The 16,196-nt window shown below is 69.1% G+C and carries 26 protein-coding genes; 22 read left to right on the top strand and 4 right to left on the bottom strand.

Annotation, left to right across the window (positions count from 1 at the left end):
- Positions 1-17 precede the first annotated feature (17 nt).
- Positions 18-791 carry an enoyl-CoA hydratase-related protein gene (locus EV186_RS20085; RefSeq protein ID WP_133850855.1) on the top strand — a complete coding sequence of 258 codons (774 nt, stop codon included), beginning with the start codon at positions 18-20 and terminating at the stop codon, positions 789-791.
- Here EV186_RS20085 and EV186_RS20080 read toward each other — a convergent pair.
- Positions 788-1,270 (bottom strand): NUDIX domain-containing protein, encoded by a 483-nt coding sequence (locus tag EV186_RS20080; protein WP_166659282.1) that lies wholly within the window; start codon positions 1,268-1,270, stop codon positions 788-790. The two genes, EV186_RS20085 and EV186_RS20080, sit on opposite strands and share 4 nt — an antisense overlap.
- A gap of 71 nt (positions 1,271-1,341) precedes the next feature.
- On the opposite strand from EV186_RS20080, the gene nucS reads away from it, so the two are divergent.
- The 3 genes from nucS to EV186_RS20065 all read left to right on the top strand — a co-directional run bounded on the left by nucS (position 1,342) and on the right by EV186_RS20065 (position 4,436).
- Complete coding sequence (nucS, locus tag EV186_RS20075) at positions 1,342-2,001, top strand: endonuclease NucS (RefSeq protein WP_133850853.1); 660 nt, start codon at positions 1,342-1,344, stop codon at positions 1,999-2,001.
- 452 nt (positions 2,002-2,453) lie between these two features.
- Entirely contained in the window at positions 2,454-4,148 is a 1,695-nt protein-coding gene (locus EV186_RS20070) for a sodium:solute symporter family protein (RefSeq protein WP_133850852.1), read from the top strand.
- Between the two features lie 15 nt (positions 4,149-4,163).
- Positions 4,164-4,436 carry a hypothetical protein gene (locus EV186_RS20065; RefSeq protein ID WP_133850851.1) on the top strand — a complete coding sequence of 91 codons (273 nt, stop codon included), beginning with the start codon at positions 4,164-4,166 and terminating at the stop codon, positions 4,434-4,436.
- 144 nt (positions 4,437-4,580) lie between these two features.
- Here the strand turns inward: EV186_RS20065 and EV186_RS20060 are convergent, their stop codons facing one another.
- From EV186_RS20060 to EV186_RS20050, 3 genes are all read right to left on the bottom strand, one after another.
- A complete protein-coding gene (locus tag EV186_RS20060; protein ID WP_133850850.1) occupies positions 4,581-5,771 on the bottom strand; it encodes a tyrosine-type recombinase/integrase in 1,191 nt (396 codons plus the stop codon).
- A complete protein-coding gene (locus tag EV186_RS20055) occupies positions 5,771-6,187 on the bottom strand; it encodes an ImmA/IrrE family metallo-endopeptidase (protein ID WP_133850849.1) in 417 nt (138 codons plus the stop codon). The genes EV186_RS20060 and EV186_RS20055 overlap by 1 nt, the downstream gene beginning before the upstream one ends.
- Positions 6,188-6,316: 129 nt before the next feature.
- A complete protein-coding gene (locus tag EV186_RS20050; RefSeq protein ID WP_133850848.1) occupies positions 6,317-6,796 on the bottom strand; it encodes a helix-turn-helix domain-containing protein in 480 nt (159 codons plus the stop codon).
- 307 nt (positions 6,797-7,103) lie between these two features.
- Here EV186_RS20050 and EV186_RS20045 point away from each other — a divergent pair, with 307 nt between their 5' ends.
- The 18 genes from EV186_RS20045 to EV186_RS19970 all read left to right on the top strand — a co-directional run bounded on the left by EV186_RS20045 (position 7,104) and on the right by EV186_RS19970 (position 16,116).
- Positions 7,104-7,331: a helix-turn-helix transcriptional regulator gene (locus tag EV186_RS20045; RefSeq protein ID WP_133850847.1), complete on the top strand. Its 228-nt coding sequence runs from the start codon at positions 7,104-7,106 to the stop codon at positions 7,329-7,331.
- Between the two features lie 22 nt (positions 7,332-7,353).
- Positions 7,354-7,596, top strand: coding sequence for a MerR family transcriptional regulator (locus EV186_RS20040; RefSeq protein ID WP_133850846.1), 243 nt, complete (start codon positions 7,354-7,356; stop codon positions 7,594-7,596).
- Positions 7,597-7,674: 78 nt separating this feature from the next.
- Positions 7,675-8,058 carry a hypothetical protein gene (locus EV186_RS20035; protein WP_133850845.1) on the top strand — a complete coding sequence of 128 codons (384 nt, stop codon included), beginning with the start codon at positions 7,675-7,677 and terminating at the stop codon, positions 8,056-8,058.
- Positions 8,058-8,312, top strand: a complete 255-nt coding sequence (locus tag EV186_RS20030; RefSeq protein WP_133850844.1) for a hypothetical protein — start codon at positions 8,058-8,060, stop codon at positions 8,310-8,312. The genes EV186_RS20035 and EV186_RS20030 overlap by 1 nt, the downstream gene beginning before the upstream one ends.
- On the top strand, positions 8,312-8,578 hold the full coding sequence (locus tag EV186_RS20025) for a hypothetical protein (protein WP_133850843.1): 267 nt from the start codon (positions 8,312-8,314) through the stop codon (positions 8,576-8,578). Before EV186_RS20030 ends, EV186_RS20025 begins: the two co-directional genes overlap by 1 nt.
- Positions 8,578-8,703 carry a hypothetical protein gene (locus EV186_RS40525; protein ID WP_279538310.1) on the top strand — a complete coding sequence of 42 codons (126 nt, stop codon included), beginning with the start codon at positions 8,578-8,580 and terminating at the stop codon, positions 8,701-8,703. The genes EV186_RS20025 and EV186_RS40525 overlap by 1 nt, the downstream gene beginning before the upstream one ends.
- The gene (locus tag EV186_RS20020) at positions 8,700-8,990 is read left to right on the top strand and encodes a hypothetical protein (protein WP_133850842.1); all 291 of its coding nucleotides are present in this window, start codon (positions 8,700-8,702) and stop codon (positions 8,988-8,990) included. Before EV186_RS40525 ends, EV186_RS20020 begins: the two co-directional genes overlap by 4 nt.
- Complete coding sequence (locus EV186_RS38990) at positions 8,987-9,136, top strand: hypothetical protein (protein ID WP_166659241.1); 150 nt, start codon at positions 8,987-8,989, stop codon at positions 9,134-9,136. The genes EV186_RS20020 and EV186_RS38990 overlap by 4 nt, the downstream gene beginning before the upstream one ends.
- Positions 9,136-9,477 (top strand): hypothetical protein, encoded by a 342-nt coding sequence (locus EV186_RS20015; protein ID WP_133850841.1) that lies wholly within the window; start codon positions 9,136-9,138, stop codon positions 9,475-9,477. The genes EV186_RS38990 and EV186_RS20015 overlap by 1 nt, the downstream gene beginning before the upstream one ends.
- Positions 9,474-9,833, top strand: a complete 360-nt coding sequence (locus tag EV186_RS20010; protein ID WP_133850840.1) for a hypothetical protein — start codon at positions 9,474-9,476, stop codon at positions 9,831-9,833. Before EV186_RS20015 ends, EV186_RS20010 begins: the two co-directional genes overlap by 4 nt.
- Positions 9,830-10,081: a hypothetical protein gene (locus EV186_RS20005; RefSeq protein ID WP_133850839.1), complete on the top strand. Its 252-nt coding sequence runs from the start codon at positions 9,830-9,832 to the stop codon at positions 10,079-10,081. The genes EV186_RS20010 and EV186_RS20005 overlap by 4 nt, the downstream gene beginning before the upstream one ends.
- Positions 10,074-10,307, top strand: a complete 234-nt coding sequence (locus EV186_RS20000) for a hypothetical protein (protein ID WP_133850838.1) — start codon at positions 10,074-10,076, stop codon at positions 10,305-10,307. Before EV186_RS20005 ends, EV186_RS20000 begins: the two co-directional genes overlap by 8 nt.
- A 41-nt stretch (positions 10,308-10,348) precedes the next feature.
- Positions 10,349-11,110, top strand: coding sequence for a phosphoadenosine phosphosulfate reductase family protein (locus tag EV186_RS19995; protein ID WP_243754153.1), 762 nt, complete (start codon positions 10,349-10,351; stop codon positions 11,108-11,110).
- Positions 11,107-11,922 (top strand): hypothetical protein, encoded by an 816-nt coding sequence (locus EV186_RS19990; protein ID WP_133850836.1) that lies wholly within the window; start codon positions 11,107-11,109, stop codon positions 11,920-11,922. The genes EV186_RS19995 and EV186_RS19990 overlap by 4 nt, the downstream gene beginning before the upstream one ends.
- A 32-nt stretch (positions 11,923-11,954) precedes the next feature.
- Complete coding sequence (locus EV186_RS38985; RefSeq protein WP_166659240.1) at positions 11,955-12,773, top strand: hypothetical protein; 819 nt, start codon at positions 11,955-11,957, stop codon at positions 12,771-12,773.
- 99 nt (positions 12,774-12,872) lie between these two features.
- Positions 12,873-13,589, top strand: coding sequence for a hypothetical protein (locus EV186_RS19980; RefSeq protein WP_133850834.1), 717 nt, complete (start codon positions 12,873-12,875; stop codon positions 13,587-13,589).
- A complete protein-coding gene (locus EV186_RS19975; RefSeq protein ID WP_133850833.1) occupies positions 13,586-15,475 on the top strand; it encodes a DEAD/DEAH box helicase in 1,890 nt (629 codons plus the stop codon). Before EV186_RS19980 ends, EV186_RS19975 begins: the two co-directional genes overlap by 4 nt.
- Positions 15,475-16,116 carry a hypothetical protein gene (locus tag EV186_RS19970; RefSeq protein WP_133850832.1) on the top strand — a complete coding sequence of 214 codons (642 nt, stop codon included), beginning with the start codon at positions 15,475-15,477 and terminating at the stop codon, positions 16,114-16,116. Before EV186_RS19975 ends, EV186_RS19970 begins: the two co-directional genes overlap by 1 nt.
- Positions 16,117-16,196 lie beyond the last annotated feature (80 nt).

Here is a 16,196-nt window from a genome sequence, read left to right as displayed (position 1 = left end):
TAGCTACCGTGGCGGGCATGGGCGAATACCAGCACATCCTGGTCAAGCACGACGGCGACACGGTGCGGATCACGATGAACCGGCCGCAGCGGCGCAATTCGCTCTCCGCGGACCACCTCGCCGAGCTGCTCGCCGCCTTCCGCGCGACCGGCGACACCGACGCGACCGGTGTCGTGCTCGGCGCCGAAGGGCCGGTGTTCTCCGCCGGCCACGACTTCGGCGACGTCGCCGCACGTGACCTGGTCGGCGTGCGCGACCTGCTGAAGCTCTGCACCGAACTCATGGGGACGATGCAGTCGATCCCGCAGGTGGTGATCGCCCGCGTGCACGGGCTCGCGACCGCGGCCGGCTGCCAGCTCGTGGCCTCCTGCGACCTCGCGGTGGCCGCGGAGTCGGCGGGTTTCGCCTTGCCGGGTGGCAAGGGCGGCTGGTTCTGCCACACGCCCGCGGTGCCCGTCGCCCGGTCGATCGGGCGCAAGCGGCTGATGGAGCTGGCCCTGACCGGCGATGTCATCGACGCCAAGACCGCGCTGGACTGGGGCATGGTCAACCGGGTGGTCCCCGACGACGAGCTGGACGCGTCGGTGACCGACCTGCTGGCCCGGGCGACCAAGGGCAGCCGCGCGAGCAAGGCACTCGGCAAGCAGACCTTGTACGCGCAGCTCGACCGCCCGGAAGCCGACGCCTATGCGCTGGCGCTGGAGGTCATGGCGTCGGCGTCGCAACTGCCCGGCGCCAAGGAAGGCATGGCGGCGTTCCTCGAGAAGCGCAAGCCCGTCTGGCCGGACTAAAGGTTGCGCAGCAGCAGCAACCCGTAGGCCGCAATCGTTTGCGCGTCGGTGATCTCGCCGTCGCGGATCATGCGTTCCAGTTCGACGCGGGTGAACCAGGCACTGCGCATGTCCTGCTCTTCGAGTTCGCGTTGCGGCTCGCCGTGGGTCAGGTCGGTGGCCAGGTAGACGCGGCCGCGCTGGCTGGACATGCCGGGCGCGACGTCGAGCAGGCCGAGGTAGTGCAGGTTGCCGGCGAGCCCGGTCTCCTCACGCAGCTCACGCACGGCCAGCTCGTGCGGGTCGAGCTCGGCCCGGTCCGGCGCCGTGCCCTGCGGGAACTCCCACCGCCGCAGGCCCAGCGGGTAGCGGAACTGCTCGACCAGCATCACCCGGTCGCCGTCGGCGGGGATGACCAAGGCGTAGTCGGGTTTGTCCACCACCCCGTAGATGCCGTGCGAGCCGTCGGCCCGCCGGATGTCGTCCTCGCGGACGGTCATCCACGCGTTCGCGTACACCTGTCGTGAGTCCAGCGCGTCCACGTGGATGATTCTCCACTAGCCTGCTTGCCGTGCGTCTCGTGATCGCCCGGTGCCAGGTGGACTACGCAGGCAGGCTGACCGCCCACCTCGCCATGGCAACCCGGCTCCTCATGGTCAAGGCCGACGGCTCGGTGCTCGTGCACTCCGACGGCGGTTCGTACAAGCCGCTGAACTGGATGAGCCCACCGTGCTGGCTGACCGAGGAGCCCGGCACCTGGACGGTGGAGAACAAGGCGGGCGAGAAGCTCGTGATCACCCTCGAGGAGATCATCAGCGACACGAAGTTCGAGCTCGGCGTCGACCCCGGCCTCGTGAAGGACGGTGTCGAGGCGCACCTGCAGGAACTGCTCGCCGAGCACATCACCACGCTCGGCCCGGGCTACTCCCTGATCCGCCGCGAGTACATGACGGCCATCGGGCCGGTGGACATCTTGTGCCGCAACGAATCGGGCGCGACCGTGGCGGTGGAGATCAAGCGCCGCGGCGAGATCGACGGCGTCGAGCAGCTGACCAGGTACCTGGAGCTGCTGAACCGGGATCCGCTGCTGGCGCCGGTCGCTGGGGTGTTCGCCGCGCAGCAGATCAAGCCGCAGGCCAAGACCCTGGCCGAAGACCGCGGCATCCGCTGCGTGACCCTGGACTACGACTCCCTGCGCGGCATCGAATCCGACGAGTTTCGCCTCTTCTAGTACTCCGCTCCGATCTTCAGGGCGTGTCCCACACTCGTGCGGGGTGTGTCCCACAGTCGCGCGCTCAGAGCGCGGGGGGTTCGCGTGGCTGGGACTCGGGCCTCGCCTGGCCGAAACGTGGGACACGCGCGGTCTGAGTGTGGGACACACCTGACTTGAGTGGGGGACACGCGCGGTCGGACCGGGGGACACGCGCGGCGGGAGCGGGGGACACGCGCGGTCGGAGCGGGGGACACGCCCAGCGGGAGCGGGGGACACGCCCGTGGAGTGGGCTCGGCCGAAGGAAGCTGGGCGTGGTGGGCGGGCGGTTTTCGGCGGGCGGAACGCAACGTCACGGAGGATGATCTCCGAGCGACCCCTTGTGCCGGGTCGAGGGCTTCTGTTGAATGCTGTTCGTTGATGTTGGTTAGCTCCGCCCCGACCGACAACGTTGTCTTAGGTGGTGAGGTCCCATGCATGTCCTTGCCGACGCCAATCTGCGGCTGGACGCCGGTCCCGTCGACTACCTGCTGCTGGCGATCTACTTCGTCATGGTGCTGGGCATCGGGTTCCTCGCCCGGCGCTCCGTATCCAGCAGCCTCGACTTCTTCCTGTCCGGCCGATCACTGCCCGCCTGGGTGACCGGTCTCGCCTTCATCTCGGCCAACCTCGGCGCGGTCGAGATCTTCGGCATGACGGCCAACGGCGCGCAGTACGGCGTCCCGACTGTGCACTACTACTGGCTCGGCGCGATCCCGGCCATGGTGTTCCTCGGCTTGGTGATGATGCCGTTCTACTACGGCGCAAAGGTTCGCAGCGTTCCCGAGTTCATGCTCCGGCGCTTCGGCCCGGCCGCGCACCTGGTCAACGGCATAAGTTTCGCCGTCGCCCAGGTGCTCATCGCGGGCATCAACCTCTACGCGCTCGCCACCGTGATCAACCTGCTGCTCGGCTGGCCGCTCTGGATCTCGGTGATCGTGTCCGCCGCGGTCGTCCTCGCCTACACGGGCCTCGGTGGCCTGTCCGCCGCCGTCTACAACGAGGTCATGCAGTTCTTCGTGATCATCGCGATGCTGATCCCGTTGACGCTCGTCGGGCTGCACCGCGTCGGCGGCTGGCAGGGCCTGGTCGACAAGGTCACCAACGCCAACGCCGACCACGCGCTCGAACTCTCGTCCTGGCCCGGCACCAACATCACCGGCATCACCAACTCGACCCTGTCGGTGATCGGCCTGATCTTCGGCCTCGGGTTCGTGCTGTCCTTCGGTTACTGGACAACGAACTTCGCCGAGGTGCAGCGCGCGCTGTCCGCGAAGAGCATGTCCGCGGCCCGGCGCACGCCCCTGATCGGTGCCTACCCGAAGACGCTCATCGTCCTCGTCATCTTCATCCCCGGCATGCTGGCCGCGGTCCTCTCCCCGGAGCTCATCGCGCTCAAGGCGGGCAACACGGCGGCGGCGGGCGACGTGAAGTACAACAACGCCATCGAACTGCTGATCCGCGACCTGCTGCCCAACGGCATGCTCGGCGTGGCGATCACCGGCCTGCTGGCCGCGTTCATGGCGGGCATGGCGGCCAACGTCAGCTCGTTCAACACCGTCTTCACCTACGACATCTGGCAGACGTACGTGAAGAAGGACAAGCCGGACGGCTACTACCTGCGGTTCGGCCGGTTGATCACGATCGTCGGTTGCGTGGTGGCGATCGGCACGGCGTTCATCGCCAGCAACTTCGACAACCTGATGGACTACCTGCAGACGCTCTTCGGCTTCTTCAACGCGCCGCTTTTCGCCACGTTCATCCTCGGCATGTTCTGGAAGCGGATGACGCCGCTGGCCGGTGCCATCGGCCTGGTCATGGGCACGGTCTCGGCGATCACCGTCGACGTCCTCAACCGCAACGGCGTGTTCAACTTCTCCGGCCAGGGCGGCGCCTTCGTCGCGGCCAGCGTCGCGTTCGTGGTGGACATCGTGCTCAGCATCATCATCTCCATGGTGAGCAGGCCGAAGCCGGACGACGAACTGCGTGGTCTCGTGTGGTCGCTGACGCCGAAGGAGTCGCGCACGCACGACGACACCGGCGAGAACGCCGGCTGGTACCGCAAGCCCGCGGTGCTCGGCACGGGCGTGCTCGCCCTTGCCCTGGTCCTGAACATCATCTTCTGGTGAGGGAGGCGAACTGACGTGACCGGACGCGAATCCTCGGGCACCCGCCGGGCGGGCCTGTTCGACCTGCGGCTGATCCTCGCCGTGCTGTTCCTGCTCTACGGGATCATCGTGCTGCTGGTGGGGCTGTTCTCGGACAGCTCCGACTACAAGGACAAGACCGGCGACGTGAACATCAACGTGTGGATGGGCATCTCGATGCTGGTGGTCGCGGCCCTGTTCGGGTTGTGGGCGCGCCTTCGCCCGATCGTGATCCCGCAAGAGGTCGTCGAGGAGCACGAACAGACGTGACGCGGGCGGCTAATGGGCCGTTCGGTCCATGCCGCGCGGTGGGTGACGATACGGTGCGCGCGTTGCGCCGGGCTCGTGACCTGGGACAACGCAAATCGACCCGGATGCACCCGGATCGACCTCAAACGGTGCCGTTGCCCCAGGTCAGCCCGCGTCCGACTGATCGCCCATCGACCCGGATGCACCCGGACCCTCCCGTGCTTCTGTCCCACGCGCCGTCCCACGCTCGTCGTCCTGTCCCACGACGGTGAGGCCGGGGCGGTCGCCGAGCGCGCCCGTGATGCGCTGGTGGCTGGCCGGGGTGTCCTGCACGTAGGTGTTGGTCTGATCGACGGTGGCGTGCCCCATGACCCGCGCGATCAGGAACGGGTCCACGTTCGCCTCGGCCAGGCGCGTGGGCAGGCCGCGGCGCAGGGCGTACCCGGCCTTGCCGCCGGCCGCGCGGAGCTCGTCCGACAGCGTGTCAGCCAGCAGCACCCCGCCATGCGGCATCACGAACACGAGCGGGTGCTTGCACGGCCGGCCGTCCAGGTGCGGGATGCCGCAGCCGGCCGTGAGGTCGCGGCCGTCGAGGGCCTCCAGCGCCACGCGCATCGCCCGGGCTGTGAGCGGCACCCGGCGAAACTCGCGGTCTTTCGGCCACGGCTTCATGACCTTCTTGCCGCGCAGGTACACCTCGGCTACGTAGAGCCAACCGCTTTCGAAATCAATCCTGTGGGCGTGCAAGCCCGACAATTCGCTTGGGCGCAATCCCGTATCTTCGAGGAACTCGGCAGCGCGCCTGATATGCGCTTTCAGGTTGGGTGTGATCTTCGCCATTTCGGCGTGGCTGTAATATGGCATGGGGCGTTTCGGCGGGCTCTTCATCTTCACCCGGGAGCACGGCGAATATTCAAGGATCTCTTCGTCCACGGCCGCATTCATGCTGGCCTTGAACACGTCGAAAATCCGGTTGGCGTAGCTGAGGCTCTTGCACTCCCTGGTGAGTTTGGCGTACCACTTCTTGACGTCGGGCCGCTTGATCTGCACCAGTTCGGTGTCGCCCCACTGCGGGCGCAAGTGCACCTTCACGATGCTCTTCTCGACGCGGTCCACGTCCGAGGCGTGCTCACGGTCCGCGTTCCAGACGTCCCACCAGTCGCCCCACGAGGTGCGCGGCGACATGCGCCCCGAAGACCGAGCGGCCTGGCGGTTGGCCTTCGCCTGCGCGTCGACGGCCGCGTCTTCGGCGTCGCTCTTGCGCTCGAACGTGCCCGGCACCGACTGGACCTTGCCGTCGGCGTCCCGGTACCGGGCGCGGTACCGGCCGCTGGGCAGCTCTTCGGGTTTGATCATCAGGCAACCTCTCCGTGCCGGCCGCGCGCCAGCTCGAGGGCGAGCGTCGCCGCGTCCGTGTCGATCAGGTACCGCTCGGCGAGCCCCGCGGCCGTCGTGGGAGTGTCGACGGTCGGCGGCCAACCAGGCGGGGGTAGCAGGATCTGTGCGGTCAGTGCACGAACTGCTTGTTCCTCGGCGTGCTCGTCGCCTTCGAAGCAGGGGCCGCGCAGCAAGTGCACGAGTTCGTGCGCCAGTGTGGTGCGCGCGGTGCGGGGGTCAAGCCCGGGGCGCAAAAGGATTTCGTGCGTGAGGAACAGTGTGGCGCCGAGCTCACCCGGCAGGAGCTCTCCCGGGCGCGCCACGCGAATGATCACCTGGGGGATCCTCCCCAGTAGCTCGACCAGCTGGCCGAGCACCACCAGATGCGTCGTCATGGCAGGCGTTAACGCACTGCGATCGCACTTCGTTACGCGAACAGCCGTTCGCTGGCTCGCATCGGACCCGGTCGGCGCAACTTGCGGACCGGACCGTAACCGCGCTCTAGTCCATGTGGGTGGTGGCGCTCAGTCGTCGTCCGAACGTGGCGCCCGCCGCGCGGCCCGGGTCACGCGCGGCGGGTGCAACGGCCGGACTTTGTCCTGGGCCAGGGTCGTGATGTCGATATCCGAGGGCGGGGTCATGGGGGTCGGCGACGCTTCACCGGAGCTCACCTCCTGGGGTCGGACGCTGCGCAACCTGATCAGGATCTCTTCGGTCAGCTCTTCCGCAGTCGCTCGGCTGAGCGGCGCCACGGTGAGCCCGCCGACCGGCGCGCCGATGGCTTCGGCGGCAACCAGCAGCACCTCGTCGAGGCTGACGTTGAACGCCTCGGCGAGCGCGCTGAGCGTGCGCTTCTGCGGCGTCTGATCCAGGTGTTCGCGGTCGTCCGTGATCAGCTTGCCGAGCAAGCTGGGGGACAGGTCGGCGTGCCGACGCGCTAGGTCTGCACGGTTCCAGCCACGAGCATCGAGCTGCTGCTGGATCCATCGTCCGAGTGCGTGCACAGCGCTACCTTCCGTTGCCCTTCCGGCACTTGTCCAGGGTCGGAGGTGGACACCCTGTCAAGCGCGCGACACGCCGTGGACGCGTGCCCTGGTGACAACCTAGCGGTGTCCGGAAATTGTCCACTTTTGGTGTTCTACCTGGTGATCTGTTCGAGTTCACCCGTCCGGGCGCTTGTCAGTGTGACAACCGAGATTCACTATTGAGCGGAACGAGAGTTGACAACTAAACCGAAGGGGGAGCACGATGACCCGCGACAAGTCGTGCGCCGCTCATCACCGGCGCAGGCGCTCAGCGAAAGGCCGATGGATGAAGCTCAAGAACAGCAACGAGTTCAGGGACGCGATCAGGGCAGCGGACCGCTCGCAGGCTCAGGTGGCCCGGGCCGCCGAGGTGAGCCGCCAGTTCGTCCAGCAGCTCTGCGCTGGCACCAAGACCACGTGCACGCCGCACGTCGCCGCACGCATCGAGGTGTTCCTGCAGGTGCCCAAGGGCGACCTTTTCGTGGACTCGAAGACAAATCTCGTTCCTCAATAAGACAACCGAGAGGGGGCGCGGCATGTCCCAGCACGCCACGCAGACCGCCGAGCAGGCCGACTACTGGATGACCGTCTCGCAGATCCGGCAGCACGCCAGCCGGGGCCGCAACCACATCCGCGAAGCGATGCGCACCGGTGCCTTGCCGGCCGCGCAGAACTACGTCGGTTGCACCTGGCGGGCGCTGCGCACCGACGTCGATGCCTGGGTGGCCAACGGCGCGCCCACCTCGACCCGTCCCCGCCGCCGCGGTCGCGCGGCTTGAAAACCCAGTCCCACAAAACAAGTGCGGGGCCAACGGCCCACACCGTCAGCCCCGCGTCGACCGGAGAGGAAGCCTCCGATGCGAAACCAGAGTACTGCCAGACACCGCACCAGCCGCAAGCCGATCGGCCAGCCCGCCCGCTGGGTCGTCATCGTCGTCACCGCCCTCATGTTCGGCGGCATCGCCGCCACCGCAACCAGTTCGGCCGCCGAGCAGCCGCACGGCCACTACACGGTCATCACCCACGAGCGCACGCCGGCCAACCAGGCCGCGTTCTCGAAGTGCTGGGGCGACAACGCCGGCATCACCGACGCGCAATGGGACGAGCTGTCCAGCTCGCGCACCGAGGCCGACGTGACCCGGTTCTACGCCGAGCACCCGCAGGTGCGCGCTGCGTTCCAGCACTGCCTCACCGCCGTGCCGCGGGTCGAGCAGACCACCACAACGGTGGTGACCTACTGATGGCCACGTTCAAGATCGGCGACGTCGTCCGCACCCTCAAGGGAAGTGCCGCCCGTGTCGTCACCGGCATCAGCCCGGCCACCCCGCCTGGGCAGTTCGACACGGCGATGGCTCGATTCGAGGCTGGTCGCGGCATCAAGCCCCGCGACTTCGATCTGATCTACACCCGCGCGCTGCGCGGCGGAAAGCCGTTCGGTCCCGAGGTATCCAAGCGCGCCGACAAGCTGCGGCCCTGCACCGAAGGCGGTGCGTGATGGCCAAGATCACCGTCGAAATCCCGGACGAGCTGGTCGCACGATTCGAGGCAGCGCAGAAGGCCTACGACGAGCTGCCGAAGCTCGATCAGGACGGCGCGCGGTGGGCACGAGCTGAGGTCTTCCGCGAGTTGGCCATTGTCGCCGACCTGATGGGCGGCGTCCTCGGCGGTACGCCCGTCCTGCGCCGCATGTGCACGGCTGCGTGGGCGCGTTGGGACGGTCAGGCCGCACGCTGGGCCGAGCACGCCGAGAGGCGGCCGTGATGGCGCGCCGCAGGGAACCTCGGCACACGCTCTCCGAGCTGATGCCGCGCGTCGAGATCATCACCCTGTCGGTGGGTGCCGTTGTCGTGGTGGTCATTGCTTTCGTGCAGGTGATCACACGATGACGATTCCCTTGTTGCTCAAGCTCTTCGTGATCGCCGCGGGCGTCGGCATCGCGGGCATCGTGCTCTGCTTCGTCGCATGGGTGGTCGCGCCCGCGGTGCAGCGTCGCGCAGCCCGCAAGGCCGAGGCCGAGATGGACGACGTACTGCGCGAGATGCAGAACGGTCTCGCTCGCCAGGGACGGCTCGGCGAGTCCGACCACATCGGTGACATCCGCATCTGCCGCGCGATCGCCAATCGCCACCCGCTGCTTGTTCGCAACCGCCGGCCGCGGGGGAGGCGCACATGACCGACCCGTTGACTGATCGGCCCGGCTGGGACGACGACGGCGCTCTTGACGAGCTGCTGGCCGAGACGCGGGAAGAGCGGCAGCACGAGGAGACCGCGCGCGTCGAGCCCAGCAGCGAGGAGCCGTGGCCCTGGTGGTGGCACTGATGACGCCGGGGGTGTGCCTCAGGTGCGCGAAGGCGATGGCCGCGACCAACGACCTGTCGGCGCGGGCAGGTGAGCGCCACAAGGGACGTGGTCTGTGCGGCCCGTGCTACAGCGCCGCCCGGCGCGCCGGGACGTTGCTCGACTACGAGCGCACTTACCGGCCGGCCGACGAAGTGCTCGACGACCTCGCCGTGCTGCGCATCCGCACCCCCGGCATCACCTACCGCCAAGCCGCCGAGCAACTCGGCATGACCCGCGACGCCCTCGTGCAGGTCGTCGTGCGGGACCGGCGTCGACGTGAAACCCAGCAAGAACAGTCCACAAAGGAGCGTGCAGCGTGACCGTGCTGCCGGACAACGCAACCCCGCCAGAGCCGACCGTCAGGCCGGAACCGAACACCAAGCTGGGCCAGCTGCTCGCGCTGCACGACCAGCTCAAGGCCGCCGCCAAGCACGCCGAGAACATGTTCGAGGCCTGCAAGGCGGCGATCAAGGCCGAAGCCACCGCGGCGGCACCCGGCGCCCGCGCGGTTGTGGTCGACAGTCCGGATCTCGCCGAGCCGCTGCGCGTCTTCTACAGCCCCCGCAAGCGCTGCAACACCAAGAAGATGGCTGCCGAGCGCCCGGACGTATTCGCGGTCTACCAGGCCTACCAGGAAGAGACGCCGAGCTGGACCGTCAAGGCGGTGCAGCGATGAGCGACCGCGTCGGTGAGGTCTACCTGCAGGTGGCCGAACACCACATGTACGGCGGCGAGCTCAAGGTGGTCCGGAGCACGCAGAAGCGCCCGGCCGTGCTGGAACCGGGCTGCATCCTCGTCAAGATCAAGCTGAGCATCCCGCGAGCCGCTTGGAAGCCGTTCGAGCCCGAGGCGATCGTCACCGTGCCGGCCGAGCTGACCGAGCAGGCGCCGGTCGAGGTCGAGGCGGTGAGCCCCGATGCCTGAGCGCAAGGGACTCGGCGACAGCGCACTCGGCCACACGGCGCGCTTCTCCGTGGCCGGCACCGACCCGGACGGCACCGCCGTGGTGGTCGGCCCGGCGGGGGTCGAGACCGCGCACCAGGTCGCGCACGACATGCGGCGCAAGGGTTTCACGACCGTCGAGGTGCGCCTGCACTACTCGATGGCCAGCAGCAAGGTGCCCCTCGCCGGGATGTCGGTGGCGGTATGAGCGCACCGCGAGGGACGGCCGATGCGCGGTTGCGAGCCGCGTTGGACCTCACCGAGTACGACGTGATCCTGGTCAATAGCTCGGCGGGCAAGGACAGCCAGGCCATGCTCGATCTGGTAGCCCAGCTTGCGCGCGAGCAGGACGTGCTCGATCACGTGACCGTGCTGCATTGCGACCTCGGCCGGGTGGAATGGCCGGGCACCGCTGAGCTGGCGCGTGAGCAGGCCGATCACTACGGCATTCGGTTTGAGGTCCGCCGCCGCGAACAAGGCGACTTGCTCGACCAGGTGAGGCATCGTGGCAAGTGGCCGAGCGCTGCGGCGCGCTACTGCACCAGTGATCAAAAGCGGGCGCCCGCGCGAAAGCTGATCACTCAGCTGGTCGGCGAGCTAGCGCTGAGCCGCCAGGCCAAGGTGCTCAACTGCATGGGCCTGCGCGCGGAAGAGTCGACGGCCCGGCTGCACAGGGCAGAGCTGCAGCGCGATGACGCCGCAAGCAGCGGCCGCCGCGAGGTCACCACCTGGCTGCCGATTCACGCGTGGACCGAAGCACAGGTCTGGGCGCGGATCAAGGCGTCTGGTGTGCGGTACCACCCGGCTTACGACCAGGGCATGACGCGGCTCTCGTGTTCCCTGTGTGTGTTGGCGTCTCGCGCGGACGTGGTGCGCGGTGCGCAGCTGCGCCCAGAGCTGGCCGCTGAGTACGCGGCGCTGGAGTCCGAGATCGGGCACCGCTTTCGCGTGGACCTCTCGATGGCCCAGATCATCGAGCTGGCCAGTTCCGCCGGGGGGCGTGCGGCATGACCACCATCAGCCCAGCCGACTTCATGGCCGCCGCGCCCGCGCCGCTCGGCGGCAACACACCGTGGGCGGCGCGGTACGCGGCCGAGCTGCGCCGGGTCGCCACCGAGCACGCGGCCCGCGCGCCCCGGTCGCTGCAGCTGCACCTCGGCCCGTCCGAGCTGGGCAGCCCGTGCGACCGGCAGGTGGCCGGGAAGATGGCCGGCCTGCCGGTGACCAACCACGTGAGCGACCCGTGGCCGTCCATCGTGGGCACTGCGGTGCACGCCTGGCTGGCCGAGGCGTTCACCGCGGACAACGTGCGCAAGGGCATGGCGCGGTGGCTCGCCGAGGTGCGCGTCACGCCGCACCCGAACCACCCGGGCACGGCTGACCTGTACGACGCGGTCGAGCAGTCCGTCGACGACCACAAGGTGCTCGGCGAGACGTCGATGCAGAAGGTCCGCAGCGCTGAGGGACCGCCGCGCAAGTACGTCGCGCAGCTCGGCCTGTACGGGCTCGGCTACTTGCGCCTCGGCCTGCCGGTCAAGCGGATCGTGCTGATCGCGTGGCCGCGCACCAAGTCGTCGCTCGACCAGCTCTACGTCTGGGAGCGCCTGTTCGACGGTGAGCTGGTCGAGCTGCTCGCCGAGGTCTGGACCGACACCGCCCGGCGACAGGAGCAAGCGAAGGCGTTGCACGCCGGGCACATCCAGCTGCGGGACATCCCCGCCACCCCCACGTCGGATGAGTGCTTCTTCTGCCCGTTCTACCGACCCGAATCGTCCCGGGAGTCCAGCGTGACCGGCTGCCCGGGATCAGTAAATCCGCAGTAGCTCACAGCACTGTCTACATAGGAGAGTCACAAGTGACGTACCCGATGATCGACCCGGCCACCGGTCAGCCCATGGTGGGTATGCCGATGGCCCCGCAGATGCCGCAGCCCCCGGCGCCAGCCCCGTACCCGCAGCAGCCGATGTCGTACCCACCGCAGGGCTACGGGCAGCCGTACCCGGCGCCGCCGGTGCAGCAGCCGCTCGCGCAGGGCAGCTTGGACGCGTTCTACAACCAGCCATCGACGGGCGGCGGCAAGTCGCTGGCCTTCGACGTGATCGGCCGGTCGTACGTGGGCATCGTGACGCGCCCGCTCACCGCGGCGGACGTGGCGCAGCAGACCGACACCAACAACCGACCGCTGGTGTTCCGCGACGGCTCGCCGAAGTTCGTCATGAAGGTGCCACTGCAGATGCAGCCGACTCAGGACCGGCCCGATGGCCTCGGCACCTGGTACGTGAAGGGCGCCGACCGCGACGAACTGAACCGGGCCATGGCCGAGGCCGGCGCACCGGCGGGCCCGCCCGAGGCCGGCGCCGTCATCCAGATCACCTACGTGTCGGACAAGGCCAACGGACCCGGGATGAACCCCAGCAAGGTCAAGCAGGTCCGGTACCAGCGCCCCCAGGGCGCGACAGCCGTTCCGGCCCCGGTTGCCGAGCAGCAGCAGACCCCGCAGCCGGTCACGCCGCCCGCACCGCCGGTCACGCCGCCCGCACCGCCGGTCACGCCGGCCGCACCGGTGGCCGCACCGGTGGCCGCACAGCCACTCCCGGCCCCGCCCGGGCTGGACCCGGCACAAGCCGCGCTGCTCGCGCAGATGACCGGCCAGGCCGCCCCGCCCGCGGCCTGAACCCGACCGGGGCCGTGCTCCACGCAGAAGCGGTTCGCGAGCACGGCCCCGGTCACCCACCACGCCCACACCAACTGTCCACATGGGAGCACGCACCACATGACCACCACCGAAACCAAGCCCGAGACCGTCAACGACGCGCCACTCGGCACCGTCGAGCCGATCGCGGCCGGCGACTTCGTCGGCATGCTCGCCGACCTGCTCAAGTCGGCCGGCACCGACCCTGTACTGCCGATCCTCACCTGCGTCCGGCTGCACACCACCGACGGGTGGCTGCACGGCTGGACCACCGACCGCTACATCGGCGCGCACGCCCGCGTTGAGGTGCGCGGTGCCCTGCCCGAACCAGTGTGGTTGTTCCGCGAGGCGCTCGACCAGCTCGTGAAGATCGGCCGCAAAGCTCGCAAGGTCCAGCTGACCACCGTGACGGGCTGCGCGAAGTCGCAGTGGGGCGGCCGGTGCGTGCACATCGATGTCGACGGCACCTCCCTGCACTGCGAGGTCAACGTCGACACGTCGGGCACCCGCAGCTACCAGAGCGTGTTCACCGACGAGCTGCCGAAGACCAGTGGTGCGCACCTGTACCAGCCGAAGTGCCTCGCGCTGTTCGCGAGCATCGCGAAGCGGCGGGGCGCGACCGAGTACGTGACCCTCGTACCCGGCGAAACCCAGAACAGGCCGACCCACGTCCGCATCGGCGACAACTACCGAGCATGGGTGATGCCGGTGCGCGCGGCCGCGGTCGACAGCGCGCTTGAACTGGACTGGCTGCCCGCGAGCTTCGACACCGAACTGCCAGGCGGACAAGCCGCATGACCACCGCCCTGTCCGTGTCCCAGGTCGCCGTGCCGCCGTACGCGGTGTACGCCGACCTGACCGCCGACGGCACCCGCGTGGTGCTGCTCGGCGTCGGGGCGCCGGCCGCGGTCGCATACGCGGCCCGGCTGCTCGGCACCGTCACCCCGCTGTGCAAGCCGACGGGCGAGATCGGCCTGCCTGCCGGCGGGATGACGGTGCCGGTGTCCTGGCCGGCCGTGGTGCAGCTGGCCGCCACGTTCGGTTCGGCGTGGCGGCCGCAACCTCGGCTGGCGCAGTGGATCACTGCCGAGGCCGGGCGGCGGACCGCTGTCGAGCACCAGCTCGGCGAGCAGACGCCGCTGGCGTACCGCGCGCCCGACGGGCTCACGCCCCGGCCGTACCAGGTGGACGGTGCGCGGCTGATCGCGGCGACCGGCGCGGCGCTGATCACGGACGAGCCGGGCACCGGGAAGACGATCACCACGATCCTCGGTCTCGCCGAGCACGGCGCGCAGCATGGCGAACGGTCCGTTGTGCCGGTGTTGGTGGTGTGCCCGGCGTCCGTCGTGGACTCGTGGGTGAGCGCCTGGCGGACGTGGGCACCCACGGTGCGCACGGTGGCGTGGCGCGGCACCCAGGGCGAGCGGCGGCGCCTCATCGGCACAGCGGACGTCTACGTGGTGAGCTACGACACGGCTCGGCGGGACGCGCCGGTGGGCAGCACCGGGCACCGGCCGTTGCTCGAGCTGCGCCCCGTGGCGCTCGTGATCGACGAGTGCCACATGATCAAGAGCCCGACGGCGAAGCGCACGCTGGCGGTGCAGCGGCTCGCCCGCGCGGTGCACAAGGTGAACGGCCCGATCGTGGCGTTGAGCGGCACGCCGATCACGCACAACCCGAGTGACCTGTGGCCGACTCTGAACGCGCTCGACGATGCGGCGTGGCCGTCCCGCGAGCGGTGGGTGGGCCGCTACTGCCTGACGGTGGCCGGCGACTACGACGAGGACGTGCTGGGGCTGCTGCCGGAGCGCGAAGCCGAGTTCCGGCTGGCCATCCTCGGCCAGCACCGCCGCGTGGCCAAGGCCGACGTGCTCGACCAGTTGCCGCCCAAGGTCTACTCGGTGCGCACGGTCGAGCTGCCCGCCGCGTACCGCAAGGCGTACGACCAGATGGAGTGCGACATGCTCGCGCAGCTGCCCGACGGTGACGAGCTGCCCGCGCAGGGCGTGCTGATGCAGCTCACGTGCCTGAACATGCTCGCCGCGGCGGCCGCGGACGTCGAGGTCGAGTGGCGTGTAGCCGAGCGCGGCCCGTGGGAAGGCCAGGAGCGCCCGCACTACCACGTGAAGCTCAAGGCCCCGAGCTGGAAGGTCGACGAGCTGCTGGCCGTGCTCGAGGAGCGCGGAGGTCCGCGCGAGCTCGCCGCCCCGGTGATCGCGTTCGCGCCGAGCAAGCAGCTCGTCGAGCTCGCCGGCGCGGCCGCGACGAAGGCCGGGTATCGCGTCGGGTACGTCGTCGGCGGGCAGAACGCCAAGGACCGCACCGCGACTGTCGAGGCGTTCCAGGCCGGCCACCTGGACCTAATCTGCGTCACCACCTCGGCCGGCGGCGTCGGCATCACCCTGACCGCGGCGCGCACCGTCGTGTTCCTGCAGCGCCCCTGGTCGATCGTCGACGCCCTGCAGGCCGAGGACCGCGCCCACCGCATCGGCAGCGAGATCCACGAGTCCATCGAGGTCATCGACATCGTGGCCGCCGACACTGTCGACGCCCGCGTGCGCGACGCCTTGCGCGACAAGGCGCAGCAGCTCTCCGACCTCGTCCAAGACCCCCGCATCGTCGCCGAGCTGCTCGGCGGAGAAGACCCCAAGCCATTGCCGCGCAAGCAGAAAGAAGCCGCCTGATGGACGCCGTCAACGCCTGCGATGACTACCCGAAGCCGCCTCGGCTCCCGGGCGAGCCACCTTCGGCCATGCTCAGCGAACCGAGCGAGCTGATCACGCTGCCGGACGAGCCCCCGGGCGGGACCGTGGTGGCGCCCGCCAACTACGCCGAAACCGGCGACATGACGCGGTGGCGCCGGATCGACTTCGAGGCCCAGCGCGGGACGTGGGTCAAGTGCAACCCTGTCACGAGCAGGTACGTGAGCTGGACGACCGTACTTGAGCAGAGCGGTGGCGGCGTGGTGGTGGTGGTGGTGCCTGATTCCGTTGATCCGGACTTGGACGGCCGCCAAGGCGAGCTGGACACGCTGCGCGCCGAGGTGGCCAGGCTGACCGGGGTCGAGGCCGAACTGCGCCAGGCGAACCACCGGGTCAGCGTTGAGCTGTCCGACCTGCAGCGAGCCCGTGGTGAGGCCCTGCACGCGCTTTCCAAGGGCCACGTCGTCACGTACAAGCGTGACCCGAACCCGGACCCGGCAGAGCTGCGCCGCAAGGCCGAGGCGGCCGTACACCGCGCTCTCGAATGTTGCGACCAACACACCGGCCTGTGCGACGGCCAGGAAGCCGACACCCTGCTGCGCGACACGGGCGTGATCGCATGATCATGCTGCTGGTCTTCATCATAGTGTTCCTGCCCGACGCGCTGACCACCTGGCGCGCCGACGGGCTGCAGCCGTTCACG

The sequence above is a fragment of the Labedaea rhizosphaerae genome, from assembly GCF_004362825.1.
GTDB lineage: Bacteria > Actinomycetota > Actinomycetes > Mycobacteriales > Pseudonocardiaceae > Labedaea > Labedaea rhizosphaerae.
Note: the sequence above shows the minus strand (reverse complement) of the source record. Positions and strands in the feature narration are given on the sequence as shown.

Excerpts from the sequence above, each read along its gene's own strand:
- EV186_RS20015 (WP_133850841.1), top strand. The coding sequence starts at position 9,136 with ATGACGCCGGGGGTGTGCCTCAGGTGCGCGAAGGCGATGGCCGCGACC.
- EV186_RS19990 (WP_133850836.1), top strand. The coding sequence starts at position 11,107 with ATGACCACCATCAGCCCAGCCGACTTCATGGCCGCCGCGCCCGCGCCG.
- EV186_RS19970 (WP_133850832.1), top strand. The coding sequence starts at position 15,475 with ATGGACGCCGTCAACGCCTGCGATGACTACCCGAAGCCGCCTCGGCTC.
- EV186_RS19980 (WP_133850834.1), top strand. The coding sequence starts at position 12,873 with ATGACCACCACCGAAACCAAGCCCGAGACCGTCAACGACGCGCCACTC.
- EV186_RS20080 (WP_166659282.1), bottom strand. The coding sequence starts at position 1,270 with ATGACCGTCCGCGAGGACGACATCCGGCGGGCCGACGGCTCGCACGGC.
- EV186_RS20030 (WP_133850844.1), top strand. The coding sequence starts at position 8,058 with ATGGCCACGTTCAAGATCGGCGACGTCGTCCGCACCCTCAAGGGAAGT.
- EV186_RS20060 (WP_133850850.1), bottom strand. The coding sequence starts at position 5,771 with ATGATCAAACCCGAAGAGCTGCCCAGCGGCCGGTACCGCGCCCGGTAC.
- EV186_RS20000 (WP_133850838.1), top strand. The coding sequence starts at position 10,074 with ATGCCTGAGCGCAAGGGACTCGGCGACAGCGCACTCGGCCACACGGCG.
- EV186_RS20040 (WP_133850846.1), top strand. The coding sequence starts at position 7,354 with ATGTCCCAGCACGCCACGCAGACCGCCGAGCAGGCCGACTACTGGATG.
- EV186_RS20020 (WP_133850842.1), top strand. The coding sequence starts at position 8,700 with ATGACGATTCCCTTGTTGCTCAAGCTCTTCGTGATCGCCGCGGGCGTC.
- EV186_RS20070 (WP_133850852.1), top strand. The coding sequence starts at position 2,454 with ATGCATGTCCTTGCCGACGCCAATCTGCGGCTGGACGCCGGTCCCGTC.
- EV186_RS20025 (WP_133850843.1), top strand. The coding sequence starts at position 8,312 with ATGGCCAAGATCACCGTCGAAATCCCGGACGAGCTGGTCGCACGATTC.
- EV186_RS38990 (WP_166659241.1), top strand. The coding sequence starts at position 8,987 with ATGACCGACCCGTTGACTGATCGGCCCGGCTGGGACGACGACGGCGCT.
- EV186_RS20035 (WP_133850845.1), top strand. The coding sequence starts at position 7,675 with ATGCGAAACCAGAGTACTGCCAGACACCGCACCAGCCGCAAGCCGATC.
- EV186_RS40525 (WP_279538310.1), top strand. The coding sequence starts at position 8,578 with ATGGCGCGCCGCAGGGAACCTCGGCACACGCTCTCCGAGCTGATGCCG.
- EV186_RS20055 (WP_133850849.1), bottom strand. The coding sequence starts at position 6,187 with ATGACGACGCATCTGGTGGTGCTCGGCCAGCTGGTCGAGCTACTGGGG.
- EV186_RS19975 (WP_133850833.1), top strand. The coding sequence starts at position 13,586 with ATGACCACCGCCCTGTCCGTGTCCCAGGTCGCCGTGCCGCCGTACGCG.
- EV186_RS20085 (WP_133850855.1), top strand. The coding sequence starts at position 18 with ATGGGCGAATACCAGCACATCCTGGTCAAGCACGACGGCGACACGGTG.
- EV186_RS20045 (WP_133850847.1), top strand. The coding sequence starts at position 7,104 with ATGAAGCTCAAGAACAGCAACGAGTTCAGGGACGCGATCAGGGCAGCG.
- EV186_RS20005 (WP_133850839.1), top strand. The coding sequence starts at position 9,830 with ATGAGCGACCGCGTCGGTGAGGTCTACCTGCAGGTGGCCGAACACCAC.